At 41.5% G+C, this 13,138-nt stretch carries 14 protein-coding genes; 9 read left to right on the top strand and 5 right to left on the bottom strand.

From position 1 onward, the window contains the following. Positions 1-452 precede the first annotated feature (452 nt). Complete coding sequence (gene recF / locus BU200_RS05745; RefSeq protein ID WP_075099265.1) at positions 453-1,556, bottom strand: DNA replication/repair protein RecF; 1,104 nt, start codon at positions 1,554-1,556, stop codon at positions 453-455. 2 nt (positions 1,557-1,558) lie between these two features. Continuing rightward, complete coding sequence (locus BU200_RS05740) at positions 1,559-1,939, bottom strand: RNA-binding S4 domain-containing protein (protein WP_075099264.1); 381 nt, start codon at positions 1,937-1,939, stop codon at positions 1,559-1,561. A 73-nt stretch (positions 1,940-2,012) separates the two neighbouring features. On the opposite strand from BU200_RS05740, the gene yfmF reads away from it, so the two are divergent. The 8 genes from yfmF (at position 2,013) to apf (ending at position 9,196) form a co-directional block, all read left to right on the top strand. Then, a complete protein-coding gene (gene yfmF / locus BU200_RS05735) occupies positions 2,013-3,266 on the top strand; it encodes an EF-P 5-aminopentanol modification-associated protein YfmF (RefSeq protein ID WP_075099263.1) in 1,254 nt (417 codons plus the stop codon). Between the two features lie 2 nt (positions 3,267-3,268). Further along, on the top strand, positions 3,269-4,552 hold the full coding sequence (yfmH, locus tag BU200_RS05730) for an EF-P 5-aminopentanol modification-associated protein YfmH (RefSeq protein ID WP_075099262.1): 1,284 nt from the start codon (positions 3,269-3,271) through the stop codon (positions 4,550-4,552). A gap of 78 nt (positions 4,553-4,630) precedes the next feature. Beyond that, positions 4,631-5,488 (top strand): cytoskeleton protein RodZ, encoded by an 858-nt coding sequence (gene rodZ / locus BU200_RS05725; RefSeq protein ID WP_075099261.1) that lies wholly within the window; start codon positions 4,631-4,633, stop codon positions 5,486-5,488. 8 nt (positions 5,489-5,496) lie between these two features. Continuing rightward, on the top strand, positions 5,497-6,036 hold the full coding sequence (pgsA, locus tag BU200_RS05720; RefSeq protein WP_075099260.1) for a CDP-diacylglycerol--glycerol-3-phosphate 3-phosphatidyltransferase: 540 nt from the start codon (positions 5,497-5,499) through the stop codon (positions 6,034-6,036). Further along, complete coding sequence (locus BU200_RS05715; protein ID WP_075099259.1) at positions 6,036-6,872, top strand: energy-coupling factor ABC transporter ATP-binding protein; 837 nt, start codon at positions 6,036-6,038, stop codon at positions 6,870-6,872. The genes pgsA and BU200_RS05715 overlap by 1 nt, the downstream gene beginning before the upstream one ends. After that, positions 6,848-7,690, top strand: coding sequence for an energy-coupling factor ABC transporter ATP-binding protein (locus tag BU200_RS05710; protein WP_075099258.1), 843 nt, complete (start codon positions 6,848-6,850; stop codon positions 7,688-7,690). The genes BU200_RS05715 and BU200_RS05710 overlap by 25 nt, the downstream gene beginning before the upstream one ends. Next, a complete protein-coding gene (locus BU200_RS05705) occupies positions 7,683-8,477 on the top strand; it encodes an energy-coupling factor transporter transmembrane component T family protein (protein WP_075099257.1) in 795 nt (264 codons plus the stop codon). The genes BU200_RS05710 and BU200_RS05705 overlap by 8 nt, the downstream gene beginning before the upstream one ends. Before the next feature lie 146 nt (positions 8,478-8,623). Further along, positions 8,624-9,196 (top strand): aggregation-promoting factor, encoded by a 573-nt coding sequence (gene apf / locus BU200_RS05700; protein WP_075099256.1) that lies wholly within the window; start codon positions 8,624-8,626, stop codon positions 9,194-9,196. Positions 9,197-9,784: 588 nt separating this feature from the next. Here apf and sdaAA read toward each other — a convergent pair. The 3 genes from sdaAA to BU200_RS05685 form a co-directional block, all read right to left on the bottom strand. Next, positions 9,785-10,660, bottom strand: coding sequence for an L-serine ammonia-lyase, iron-sulfur-dependent, subunit alpha (gene sdaAA / locus BU200_RS05695; RefSeq protein ID WP_075099255.1), 876 nt, complete (start codon positions 10,658-10,660; stop codon positions 9,785-9,787). A 12-nt stretch (positions 10,661-10,672) separates the two neighbouring features. Further along, positions 10,673-11,344 (bottom strand): L-serine ammonia-lyase, iron-sulfur-dependent subunit beta, encoded by a 672-nt coding sequence (gene sdaAB, locus BU200_RS05690; protein ID WP_075099254.1) that lies wholly within the window; start codon positions 11,342-11,344, stop codon positions 10,673-10,675. A 93-nt stretch (positions 11,345-11,437) separates the two neighbouring features. Then, on the bottom strand, positions 11,438-12,583 hold the full coding sequence (locus tag BU200_RS05685; protein WP_075099253.1) for a tyrosine-type recombinase/integrase: 1,146 nt from the start codon (positions 12,581-12,583) through the stop codon (positions 11,438-11,440). A gap of 277 nt (positions 12,584-12,860) precedes the next feature. Between BU200_RS05685 and BU200_RS11770 the strand changes: the two genes are divergently transcribed. Beyond that, a complete protein-coding gene (locus BU200_RS11770) occupies positions 12,861-12,941 on the top strand; it encodes a putative holin-like toxin (RefSeq protein WP_425328997.1) in 81 nt (26 codons plus the stop codon). Positions 12,942-13,138 lie beyond the last annotated feature (197 nt).

Raw genomic sequence — 13,138 nt, 5'->3', positions numbered from 1 at the left:
ACCAAATAGTTCGCAGGCTTCTGTTCGAGTATGCCCTTCCTGAACGAAAGAGATTACACGTTTTCTAAAATCAATACTATATGTCATGGTTCTATTATATCATGGATTTTAGAGTGAAACAACTATATCTTATGTTTCGTTAACTCGTCTTGCTGTCCCCCAGTACTACCTGCGACTCGTTGCCTAGTACTAAAAATAAACTAAACGGCTATAAAAGGTGTTTGACACGGCTATATCTCTAATCTTCAACAGTCTAGTCTTTCCAGACTGTTGAAGCGAGAAAGCTAGGGTGTCCATATCTGTATGGAACAGCTACGGAATCAATTAAAGTTTCATACAGAGTTTAAGGTGTGTTCAATTTTAAGCATACCGCTTGACAGGTATGTAAAGCAAGTAATAAAAAGGATAGGGCTTTCCTATCCTTTTTGCCTATATAATCTTAAACGCTAGAACTAATCATGTATGTCCTGTTCTTCAATTTGTCCTTGCTTGACCGTAAAGATTTTAACTTCTTCAGGTAGTTTTGACAGGTGATCGAGACTGGTTGTCGTAATGAAGGTCTGAATGGTATGTGAGATAGTTTCGAGCAATTTGACTTGACGGTTGTTGTCAAGTTCACTCATCACATCATCAAGTAGTAGTATCGGGTATTCGCGTGTGACCTCTTTCATCAGTTCAATTTCAGCTAATTTGAGTGATAGGACAAGACTACGATGTTGCCCCTGACTTCCGTAATGGGCGTTGACACTGTTCAAGAAAAAAGCAATATCATCACGATGGGGACCAACACCTGTATTTTTTTTGAATAAATCGCGTTTACGACATCTTGACAATTCTGTCAAAAAAACGTCAACTAAGTTGTCTTCTCCTGTAAACTTGATAGAAGATTGGTATTGGATCGTTAACTCCTCACGCTGTTCAGAGATCTCTCTAACTTTGGCATTCCCAAAGCATTCTAATTTTTTTAGAAAGTCTAGGCGCTGTAAAATGACCTTACTACCATATTCAGCCAGTTGTTGGTCTAGGACAGAGAGAAAGGTTTCATCAATGGTATCTGTCGATTTTAAGTAGGTATTCCGCTGCTTGAGGATATGGTTATAATTGGATAAATCAGACAGATAGAGCGGCTTAATCTGGCCCAATTCAACATCAATAAACTTCCTTCTAAGAGCAGGTGGTCCTTTAATCAACTGTAAATCTTCTGGAGCAAAAAGGACGACATTCATGTGACCGATATACTCTGATAATTTGGATTGTTTGAGATGATTGATCTTGGTTATCCGTCCTTTTTCTGTCAACTCAATGTCAAGTGGAAGTTTACCGATTTGACGATGGAGTATGCCGCTGATGGAAAGATTTTTCTGCTGGAACTGCATCAAGTCCTTGTCAACACGCGTCCGGTGACTGCGCGTTAGGGCTAAGAAATAAATACTTTCAAGGATATTGGTCTTTCCCTGTGCATTTTGTCCTAGAAAGACATTTAAACCATTATGAAAGTTGATGTCCAAGTCTTGGTAATTACGGAAATGCTGTAAACGTAATGATTCGAGCCACATGCTTAGGTACCTGGAAAGCGGACAGGTGCTTTTTTCTGTCTATTCTTGCTGGTCTTTGTAGGAGGGGTATTGTTACTTTTCTTATGTTGGGCATTTAGCTGTTTGACGAGCTGGGCAACGCGTTCCTTTTCAGCCCGATCCCTCTCATATTCCTCTTGTTCAGCAGCTGTTGGTGCAACCATTGTGATGGTTACCTCGTGGCTGGGAATGCTGACGACATCTCCAATACGGATTTTTTTGCGTCTACGCTCTTCTTTCTCACCATTAAAAAAGACAGGATATTCCTGTAAAAATCCCTTGATGGCCCCTCCACTTTGGATAAGACCCACTTCCTTTAACAGTGCTTGTAGAATGATGTGGTCATCGTATAATTTGTAGTCCATAAATTACCTCGTTTCAGTTAATTATACCATAAAATGGTATAATTGAAGCTAGAATGTTTTAGAGGGGGCATACATGAAATTACAAGAAGGTGTTCAGCTTCACTTTATTCCCGCAGAGAAGTTTACGACCAATCAAGTATTGGTCCGTTTTGCTGCGCCAATGGATACAGAAACAGTTGCTGGACGGGTACTGGTTTCTAATATCCTTGATACAGCCAATCAAGCCTACCCAACTTCTCGTTTATTCCATCAACGCTTGGCGGACTTGTACGGAGCCCAATTTTCAACCAGTGTATCAAAAAGGGGCAAGGTACACATTATTGAGATAAAAATGTCTTATATCAAGTCAAACTACCTGCCAGATGGAACAGATCTGACCTTATCCTTGCTTGATTTTTTCTATGCCAGCCTCTTTCAGCCTTTGAGAATTAAAAACGGATTTGAGCCAACATTATTTGAGATTGAAAAGACCAATTTAGTGAATTATCTGGATTCGGAGGTAGAGGATCATTTCTACCATGCAGATGTGGAGTTGGCAGCCCTGTTTTTTGAAGATGAGCACTTGAAAGTTCCGCGTATTGGGAAACGTGATCTAGTAGAAAGAGAAACAGCTCAGACAGTTTACAAGACTTTACAGAACATGCTTCATTTAGATCGAATTGATATTTTCGTTTCCGGAGAAGTCGATCAGGAGATGGTGTCCAAACGTCTGAAAGAGTTTCGTTTTTCCTACCGCAATCCAAAATTAGAATTTACCTACCAACCTCCCTTTTCGAATATTATCAAGGAAAAGATGGAGCGCAAGGAAGCTGCTCAGTCAATCTTAGAGTTAGCCTATCATGTACAGGTGCTTTACAATGATGTCAATCATATTCCTTTACTGGTCTTCAATGGTTTATTTGGTGCCTTTTCGCACTCTAAATTGTTTACTAATGTTCGTGAAAAAGAAGGACTTGCTTATACGATTGGCAGTCAGTTAAATATCTTCTCTGGGTTCTTGAAGGTCTACGCAGGTATCGATAAGGAAAATCGCCGCAAGAGCATGCGCTTGATTAGTAAGCAGCTACTAGATATTAAGAGGGGCTACTTTACAGAAGAAGAACTAGAGCGAGCAAAAACGATGTTGATTCACTCTGCAACCCTTTCTCAGGATAAGCAGGGACAGTTAATAGAGCATGCCTATAACAAGGTTATTTTTGGTGATGACCAACTTGAATTGGCAGAATGGATGAATGCTGTCAACAAGGTGTCAAGAGATGATGTTATTCGTGTTGCACAGCTGGTTCGACTACAAGCAGTTTATTTTATGGAAGGAGCGATACAGTAAAGATGAACGTAACTGAAAAGACCTATCCTTACTTAAGCAGTCCTATTTACTACGGCAGCTTAGAAAATGGCTTGAGAGTTGTTCTGATTCCTAAAAAAGAGTTTCATGAGACCTATGCCATTATGACAGTTGATGTCGGATCGCTTGACAGTATGTTTACAACTGTTGACAATCTTGACAAGAGTCATCCAGTTGGGATTGCGCATTTTTTAGAACATAAGTTATTCGAAACGGCAGAGGGTGATGATATCGTGCAGGAGTTTGCAAGATACGGTGCTACTGCCAATGCCTATACCAGTTTTCATCAGACAAGCTACTTTTTTTCGACAACTGGGGAGCTTCGTCAACCGCTCGACTTGCTCCAGAAAATGGTGAGGGAGACGCATTTTACTGAGGAGAGTGTGGAGCGAGAAAAAGAAATCATCACTCAAGAAATTGAAATGTATGCAGATGACCCCGATCATCGTCTTTATCTCGGGATTTTAAAGTGTCTCTATCCTAATACAGCTTTGGCTGAGGATATTGCAGGGACACGGGATTCCATTCGGGAGATTTCGGCTGCAATCTTGCAGGAGAGTTTCCAGCAGTTTTATAAGCCGAACCGGATGACATTGGTTGTTATGGGGGATGTTGATATTCACGAGGTGTTTGAATGGATCGCAGCCAATCAAGCGGGAGACCAGACGATAGAGGAAGAGCAGCGAGTGACGACCCATCTCAAGAAAGAAGCGATTAACGAGCATGGTAGGGAGAGCTGGGAGGTAGCCCTCCCAAAATTGGCCATTGGTCTTCGAGGAAATGATCTTATTTCGCCAGGAAAAGAGCAGTATTATCGAATCTGCCTGTCCTTTTTACTCTCCATGTTAATCGGACGGACTTCTAAACGCTATCAGACCCTCTATGAGACCAATAAAATAGACCATTCTTTGAGTTTCCATGTCGAGGTTCAACAAGGTTATCATTTTGTAGTGGTGACAGGTGATACGGCGGAACCAATCACTCTTTCAAGTCAGTTGCGTAAGGCTTTGTTGAACTTTGAGAGAGACGAAGATGTGACGCAGGAGCATTTCCAAATCCTAAAGAATCAGATGTATGGTGAATTTATCCGTAGCCTTAATTCTTTAGAGTTTACAGTTGCTTATTTTGTGACGTATTTTTCAGAGACAGAATCGATTTTTGATATTCCGGAGCTTTTGACTAGTCTGACATTAGAAGAAGTGGTAGAGGTTGGACGGAGATTTATAGGTCAATGTGACATGACAGATTTTATGATTTTTCCAAAATAAAAGTGAATTAGCATCGAAATTTCCCTAAATTTTTGGTACAATATGGTATTGAAAACTAATTGATAGAGAGAGGAACTTATGAGACAAAAAAGTATAGGAGAGGTATTGCGGGCAGCTAGGGAAAGTCGTGGTTGGAATTTTGCTGATTTACAGAGAATGACGAAGATTCAGGCAAAATATTTACAGGCTTTAGAGTACAATGATTTTGAATATATTCCAGATAAAGCCTATGCTCGCTCCTTTTTACAGCGGTATGCTGAAGTGTTGGAGCTGGATGCTGCTGTATTGCTCGATGCCTATGACCGAAATAGTTTAGTGATGTATTATGAGGCAGGAGAAGAGGTGGAGTTACAGTCTGAACTTCGAAGAAGCTACAAGGTGAAAAAGAAAAAAACGTCTTATTTACCGCTTATTTATCTATTGCTTGCTTCAACCTTTATTTTATGTTTTGTGACCTATATTGTTTACAGCCGTGTACAAAATCAGGCACGAACGAGCGAGACAAGCACTTCTTATAGCGTGATCTCCCAGTCTACCACAACGAAAGAGGTAGAGAGCCAATCTTCTAGCAGCTCATCTTCTTCCACCACCGAACCATCTTCTAGCAGTCAAGCAGCTAGTGTGACTTTAGTTACCTCTGGTGGAGGAAACGATTTGGCAGTAACAGTTAAGGGAGTAAAAGAACCTGTAACGATTGCCCTTTCTGTATCCAGTGTGACAAGCTGGGTTAGCTTAACCGGTACAGAAATTGCAGGTGGTTTTACCCTATCTCCAGAATCTCCTACTGTATCAGCAACGCTTCCGTTAGGAACGACTACGGCAACCTTGGTACTAGGTGTTGTTCGTGGAGTTGATATTACGATTGCAGGTCAAAAATTGGATACATCTGCTTTGACCAATCAGTCAGGCAACGTCATTTTGACAATTGAACAATGAGGACTACTATGAAAAAAGAACATATTCCTAATGCTTTAACGCTTGGTCGCATTCTGGTCATCCCCATCTTCATACTTGTTTTGAGTGTGTGGAATAACCTAGCTAGTCATCTATTAGCAGCAGTGCTCTTTGCCTTAGCTAGCTTGACCGATTATCTCGATGGTTACCTGGCTCGTAAATGGCAGGTGGTGACCAATTTTGGGAAATTTGCTGATCCAATGGCAGATAAGATTTTGGTGATGACAGCCTTTATTATGCTAGTAGAGATCGGATTTGCTCCGGCATGGATTGTGGCAATAATTATTTGTCGGGAGTTGGCTGTCACGGGGTTGCGTCTGCTCTTGGTTGAAAATGGAGGAACAGTGCTTGCTGCGGCAATGCCTGGTAAAATTAAAACATTTTCTCAAATGTTTGCCATTATTTTTCTCTTACTCCATTTGCAGTTGTTAGGAGTGATTACTCTCTATATTGCTCTATTTTTCACCCTTTATTCAGGTTATGACTATTTCAAGGGTGCTTCTTATTTATTTAAGGATACCTTTAAGTAATGACAAATATAATTGAAGTAAAGCAAGTAAGCTATAAATACGACCTTGAAGATGACGACTATACCTTGAAGGATGTGTCGTTTCACGTGAAACAAGGAGAATGGCTCTCCATTATCGGTCATAATGGTTCGGGCAAATCAACGACGGTTCGTCTGATTGATGGACTATTGGAGGCAGAATCTGGGGAGATTATCATTTCAGGTGACCTCTTAACACCAGAAAATGTCTGGGAAAAGCGCCGTCAGATTGGTATGGTGTTTCAAAATCCAGATAATCAGTTTGTCGGAGCAACCGTTGAAGATGATGTTGCTTTCGGCTTAGAAAATCAAGGTGTTCCCCTAGAAGACATGATGCAACGGGTGCAAGAGGCCTTGGAATTGGTTGGAATGACGGATTTTAAAAGGCGTGAACCAGCGAGGTTGTCAGGCGGTCAGAAACAGCGTGTTGCGATTGCAGGAGTGGTTGCCTTGCGTCCAAACATTATTATCCTTGATGAGGCGACAAGTATGCTGGATCCTGAGGGACGTTTGGACTTGATTCGAATTGTCAAGGAAATCAAGGAAAAACATCACATTACGGTTATCTCTATTACGCATGATTTAGACGAAGTTGCCTTGAGTGACCGAGTGATGGTTATGAACAAAGGACAAATTGAATCGATTAGTCATCCATCAGAATTGTTTATGCGTGACGATTTGCAGGATTTAGGACTAGATCAGCCGTTTACAGCAGCCCTAGTTCAGCAATTACGTGAAAAAGGGCTTGATGTGCCGTCGCGCTATTTTACAGAAGAGGAATTAGAAGAAAGATTATGGGCATTACTCTCCAACAAGTAGATTATACATATCAGGCGAACACCCCTTTTGAAGGGCGGGCACTTTTTGGTGTCGACTTGGAGATTGTAGATGGTTCTTATACTGCGATTATTGGGCATACTGGGTCAGGAAAATCGACGATTTTACAGTTGTTAAATGGGCTGAATATCCCAACGTCAGGAACTGTTTTGATTGATGATTTTTGTATTACACCGACCTCTGTCAATAAGGATATTAAGCAGGTTCGTAAGAAAGTTGGGCTCGTTTTCCAGTTTCCAGAAAGTCAGGTTTTTGAAGAAACGGTTTTGAAAGATGTTGCCTTTGGACCCCAGAATTTTGGTATATCAAAGGAGGAGGCAGAAGCGATTGCGCGTGAAAAATTAGCCTGGGTCGGTCTCTCGGAAGACCTGTTTGACCGCAGTCCCTTTGAACTGTCTGGTGGTCAAATGCGCCGGGTTGCCATTGCAGGTATTCTAGCCATGGAACCTAAGGTCTTGGTTCTTGATGAACCGACCGCAGGACTTGATCCGGCTGGTCGTAAGGAGCTGATGTCTATCTTTAAACAACTCCACCAGTCAGGGATGACCATTGTTCTAGTAACCCATTTGATGGATGATGTAGCGGATTTTGCAGATACTGTCTTTATTATGTCCAAGGGTAAATTGGTCAAATCAGGAAGTCCTAGAGATGTATTTCAGGAAGTTGATTTTATGGAAAGTATCCAACTGGGAGTCCCTAAAATTACAAAATTTGCAGCGAATTTAGAACGGAAAGGATTTGTCTTTGAGCGTTTACCAATCACTATGGACGAATTTGTTGAGGTAGTAGCGCATGGATAAGTTAATTTTAGGTCGTTATATCCCGGGTGATTCGATCCTTCATCGCTTGGATCCGCGCAGCAAATTGCTTGCGATGATGAGTTTTTTATTGATTATTTTTTGGGCAAATAATTTGGTGACCAACGCTCTATTAGTTGGCTTTGTCTTGATCCTTGTATTCTTATCGAAGATAAAATTGAGTTTTTTCCTCAATGGTGTCAAACCGATGATTGGTATTATCCTGTTTACAACCTTTTTCCAAATTTTTTTCACGGGTGGTCATGAGGTTTTGTGGCAATTCTGGATTTTGAAAGTGACGGAGGAGGGACTTCAGCAAGCGGGCATCATCTTTGTACGCTTTGTCTTGATTATTTTCCTATCAACCCTTCTGACCTTGACCACAATGCCCCTCAGTCTGGCAGACGGTATTGAAGCGGGTCTTGCCCCTCTTACCTATTTGAAAGTACCAGTACATGAAATTGGCTTGATGCTCTCGATGAGCCTGCGCTTTGTACCGACCTTAATGGATGATACTACACGGATTATGAATGCCCAACGGGCGCGTGGTGTTGATTTTGGAGAGGGGAGCTTGGTTCAAAAGGTCAAATCGGTCATTCCCATCCTAATCCCCCTATTTGCTTCCAGTTTTAAGCGGGCAGATGCCTTGGCAACTGCTATGGAAGCGCGTGGTTATCAAGGAGGAGACGGTCGAACCAAGTATCGGATCTTAGAATGGAAGCTGGCAGATAGCTTGGTTTTAGTTACTATGGTGATCCTTGGGCTTCTTCTTTATTATCTGAAAAGTTAGTGAAAAAATAGAAAAAAATGCGCCTAAGTGGCGCTTTTTTGCTGAATCTACATCTATTTGTAACATTTGTAATCTTTTCACAAAGTGAGAGTAACAATTAGGTTGTATGATAGAAAACAGTTGAAAGAAAGGACTATATATCAAACATGATAATGACAAGAAAACAACTAAAAGGACTGATTGCAGGACTTGTGGCAATGAGTGCATTCTTGCTCGCAAGTGTCGCAAGTGCAGATACTTATAAGGTGAAGTCTGGAGATACCTTATCTCACATTGCCTTGACTTATCAAACATCGGTTGAGGCATTAGTATCATTGAACAAGATTGCTAATCCAAATATGATTTATGTGGATCAAGTCTTGGAATTGGGAAATGGTAAGGTTGATGCTTCAACAGTAAAAAAAGGTAATCAGCCTGCACCAGCTTCAGCACAAACAGTGCAAGGGACTTCAGTAGTTGCTGAAGCACCTGCAACGTATACCTCTCCTGTTGCTGGTGATGAAGCGGCAGCGAAAGAATGGATTGCTCAAAAGGAATCAGGTGGTAGCTATACTGCACAAAATGGAATTTACTATGGTCGTTACCAACTGACAAATAGTTATTTGAATGGTGATTATTCAGCAGAAAATCAAGAACGTGTAGCAGATGCCTATGTAGCCAATCGTTATGGTTCATGGTCTGCTGCGCAACAGTTCTGGTTAGCAAACGGCTGGTATTAGACATAGAAAGATCGAATATGCTTCGGTCTTTTTTTATATGAAAAATGGCTTGGGTAAAAAGCCCAGCCTTATATAAATATTTATGTTTTTTTAAAATTGCATCGTAGTGACAGCTGCAATCAGACACCTACTGTGAACCTAGCTTGAGTAACACTATGCTTTGTTAGAGACTTATGGCTCGTAAGATAGGAGCAGGTTTGACCCGAGTTTCACATCTATGTTATCCTCCTACCCTATACTCTATAAAAAATCAAAATCTGACTAGGCAATGAAGCCGGAGGTAGAACTCTGTTCTTTCTTGTTTTTAGGGAACAGGCTAAAAATTACATTGGAGCTTTTTATTCAGCAAGGTGAATGAACAATGTCAAAATTTGATTTTTGACGAGTATCATAGCCGTTTAGTTTATTTTTAGTACTAGGCAACGAGTCGCAGGTAGTACTGGGGTACAGCAAGACGAGTTAACGAAGTAATAAAAATATAAACTAAATGACTATAACAGTCTTTATAGAATGTGAAGCTTTGAACCTAGCACCTAAGGAGTAAGGAAAATTTCAACTTTTTCAATGGATAGGACATTCCAATTCCTTTTAATCATTTCCAAAGATTTGTTGGGCAAGGCGTTTGCCGGTCGGAGTAATCGCAAGTCCGCCTTCTGCTGTTTCTCGAAAGGCAGTAGGTAGGCTGGATCCGACCTGATACATGGCAAGAATGACCTCGTCAGCAGGTATTTTTGACTGGATTCCTGCTAGTGCCATATCAGCTGCAACGAGTGCATAACTAGCTCCCATGGCATTTCGCTTGACACAAGGGACTTCAACGAGACCAGCGACAGGATCACAAATCAGACCGAGCATATTTTTGATGACAAAGCAGATAGCTTGACTGGCTTGAAAGGCATCTCCGCCTGCGGCTAAGGTAAGTGCCGCAGCAGACATGGCTGCTGCAGAGCCAACTTCAGCTTGACAGCCACCCTCTGCTCCAGAAATCGAAGCATTGTTGGCGATGACAAGTCCAAAAGCTCCTGCTGTAAAGAGGAAGTCAAGTTGTTCTTTTTCTGTCAGTCCAAGTTTGTCAATGGCTACCCCTAAGACAGCGGGCAAGCATCCAGCAGAACCAGCGGTCGGTGTAGCGCAGACCAGTCCCATTTTGGCATTTAATTCATTGACAGCAATGGCATTGCGGGCAGCAGAGAGAATCGTTTTGTCTGATAGACTTTTACCAGACTGGATATAGCGTTCGAGTTTGGCTGCGTCGCCCCCTGTTAGACCAGAGACAGATTTGCTCTCTGATAGACCATCGATGATAGAAGATTTCATAACTGTCAAGTTTCTTGACATAATTGTCACTATCTCCTCACGAGAACGCCCCGTGAGTTCGATTTCAGTTTCAATCATGAGTTCAGCGACATTTCCTGAAAATCGTTCATTGGCTTGTGTTACCAGCTCTTCAATTGTGTAAAACATAGTTTTCTCTTTCTAGTTAAAGAAGTTGACATTGTGTAAATGCGGGATCTCTTCAATTTCAGTGATGGAACCTCCACATTGTCTGGAATCGACCTCAATAATCATAATGGCTTTCTCTCCCGCACTTTCACGGGTCACATTCATCTGTGCGATATTGATGTCATATTTTGAAAGAATATCCGTTACTTTTGCAATCATTCCAGGGACATCCTGATGAACAATGATGATGGTTGGTGTATTCATATTGAGGTTGACCGCAAAACCATTTAACTCGGTTACCTGAATATTTCCTCCGCCAATAGATACACCGGTTGCTGAAATCGATTTGTGATCATTTTTGATGATAATACGGGTCGTATTCGGGTGGGGAGCCTTGCTATCCTTATTGATTTTCCAGTAGACTTTAATGCCTCTTTCTCGAGCAATATCAAGAGAATCTGGAATGCGAGGATCATCGGTATCCATGCCTAAGATACCTGCAACCAGAGCGACATCAGTACCGTGACCCCGATAAGTTTTAGCAAAGGAATTGTAGAGTTGAAATTCGACTTCTGTCGGTGTCTCTCCAAAGATAGATGAGACAATTTTGCCGATACGGACAGCTCCCGCTGTATGGCTAGATGATGGTCCAATCATGACCGGACCGATGATATCGAATACGGATTGAAACTTTAAATTTGTCATGATGTTCTATATTACCTCTTAGAAATGTTGATAGAATAAGGTTTTTAGAGGTTTACACTCTAAAAAATATAAATTTGTTCACCTTTTTGTGGACTAGAGAGAATTGATAGCTTTCTCAAAATAGGAAACAGCTTCATTTTCTTTGTCCTTGGATAGGTGCGAGTAGATGTCTAATGTCATTGTTATATTAGCATGTCCTAGACGATACTGCAATTCTTTGTAGCTAATACCAGCATTGAGTAATAAACTAGCGTGAGTGTGTCGGAAAGCGTGAAAGGTAAAGCGAGGGATACCCGATTCTTTGCAACGTCTATCCAGTGCCTCTTGCCTTGTTCCCATATTTTGATACTCTTTGGTTGGCGTAGCAAATACCACAGACGGAGCACGCGCCCCGACTTCTAAAAATATCAGCCGTTGGCGGTTCTGGTACTGTTTGAGTATGAGAGCTGTTTTTTTGTCTATGCTGATTGTTCTTATCCCTGCTTTACTCTTTGGGCTTCCTATGTGCTTTACAATGCGGTTATAATTCTTGGTGATACTGATTGTTCTTGTCTCTAGGTCAATATCAGACCATTCAAGGGCAACCAATTCACCAAATCGACAACCAGTGGCAAGGAGAACACTGTATAGAACATAATCAAAGTAATAGCTATATTTTTGCTGAGATAACTTTTCCATATAATCCAGAAATATTTTCAAATCTTCGGGAGCAATGAACTTGATAGCCTTACGCCCCTCTTTTTGCTGAGCGGGTAGAATAATATCACGGGCTGGATTGTATGGAATCAACTGCATAACAACAGCATACTGAAGAATGCGCCGATTGATTGAATGGATTGTTCTAAAATTTACCAGCTCTTTCGATAAGCTATTTACAAAATACTGTATGAACGCTGGGGTGATACTGTCCAATTTCAAACTACCGAACGTTGGTAGTAGGTGCTTTTTGAATAAAAAGTAGGTATCGTGGTAGCTTTGAGGCTTCACGGTTAGCTTGTAGCTCTCCAGCCATAGCTCAGCTAACTCTTTATAATTGGCAACTTTTACCGTCTTGTAGACCGTTGCCCCATTAGCTTTAAAATCCAGTTGCGCGTGCCTTGCCTTTTGGTTGACCTCTTTCTTGGTTCTTCCCGATACGGTGGTTTTGACCTTCTTACCCGTTACCTGGTCTACTCCCAGATAAACGCTAGCACGGTACACAGTTGTCCCGTCTTTCTTTTTTACTTCTGTTATTTTCATGATATACCTTTCTATCAGCAGGCAAGCCGTTATTAAAAGGGTTTTATATCACGCAGAGCGTTACGAGAACGCCCCTGTTTCGTTTGTTTTGGAGTAGGTGGCTAATTATGCCAACGTGGGGTAGAACGCAGTAGAGGCTCTCCTGTGAGCTTGTGGAAAGTCTGCCGATTTGATATAATACTCCCGTAACAAAGTTGAGACGGTAGCTGTAGCCTAGTCTGGGGGTGGTGCTTATGTATGTAAGTCACAAAATCCAACGGAAAGGAGACGGCAGAGCTTGTCAGTTTATGAAGTGCTATCCTTGATGATTGCTTTTGGTGGTCTGATTGTAGCGATTCTGAACAGCAAGAACAAATAAAAAACCGTCCCACACTTTAGCCAATCGTGGACGGTTTGTAATTAAACAAGAAACGGCAACGGCTACCGTCTTAAACGGTGTTACCTGGGGGGACTGTTTGCGCAGTTCCCTTTTTCTATGTCCATTATAGCTTTGTTTTATGAAATTGTCAATTGTGCTTGTCTGTGCTTTCGTCTACTTTGTCAAAATCTCACCTT

It is taken from the genome of Streptococcus acidominimus (genome assembly GCF_001921825.1).
In the GTDB taxonomy this organism is placed as follows: domain Bacteria; phylum Bacillota; class Bacilli; order Lactobacillales; family Streptococcaceae; genus Streptococcus; species Streptococcus acidominimus.
The sequence above is the reverse complement of the archived record's forward strand: the minus strand, read 5'-3'. Positions and strand labels throughout refer to the sequence as shown.

Bases quoted from the DNA above. Each gene is read 5' to 3' on its own strand.
- yfmH (WP_075099262.1), top strand. From the start codon at position 3,269: ATGAACGTAACTGAAAAGACCTATCCTTACTTAAGCAGTCCTATTTAC.
- BU200_RS05710 (WP_075099258.1), top strand. From the start codon at position 6,848: ATGGGCATTACTCTCCAACAAGTAGATTATACATATCAGGCGAACACC.
- rodZ (WP_075099261.1), top strand. From the start codon at position 4,631: ATGAGACAAAAAAGTATAGGAGAGGTATTGCGGGCAGCTAGGGAAAGT.
- BU200_RS05715 (WP_075099259.1), top strand. From the start codon at position 6,036: ATGACAAATATAATTGAAGTAAAGCAAGTAAGCTATAAATACGACCTT.
- apf (WP_075099256.1), top strand. From the start codon at position 8,624: ATGATAATGACAAGAAAACAACTAAAAGGACTGATTGCAGGACTTGTG.
- BU200_RS05685 (WP_075099253.1), bottom strand. From the start codon at position 12,583: ATGAAAATAACAGAAGTAAAAAAGAAAGACGGGACAACTGTGTACCGT.
- BU200_RS05740 (WP_075099264.1), bottom strand. From the start codon at position 1,939: ATGGACTACAAATTATACGATGACCACATCATTCTACAAGCACTGTTA.
- BU200_RS05705 (WP_075099257.1), top strand. From the start codon at position 7,683: ATGGATAAGTTAATTTTAGGTCGTTATATCCCGGGTGATTCGATCCTT.
- sdaAA (WP_075099255.1), bottom strand. From the start codon at position 10,660: ATGTTTTACACAATTGAAGAGCTGGTAACACAAGCCAATGAACGATTT.
- yfmF (WP_075099263.1), top strand. From the start codon at position 2,013: ATGAAATTACAAGAAGGTGTTCAGCTTCACTTTATTCCCGCAGAGAAG.
- recF (WP_075099265.1), bottom strand. From the start codon at position 1,556: ATGTGGCTCGAATCATTACGTTTACAGCATTTCCGTAATTACCAAGAC.
- sdaAB (WP_075099254.1), bottom strand. From the start codon at position 11,344: ATGACAAATTTAAAGTTTCAATCCGTATTCGATATCATCGGTCCGGTC.
- pgsA (WP_075099260.1), top strand. From the start codon at position 5,497: ATGAAAAAAGAACATATTCCTAATGCTTTAACGCTTGGTCGCATTCTG.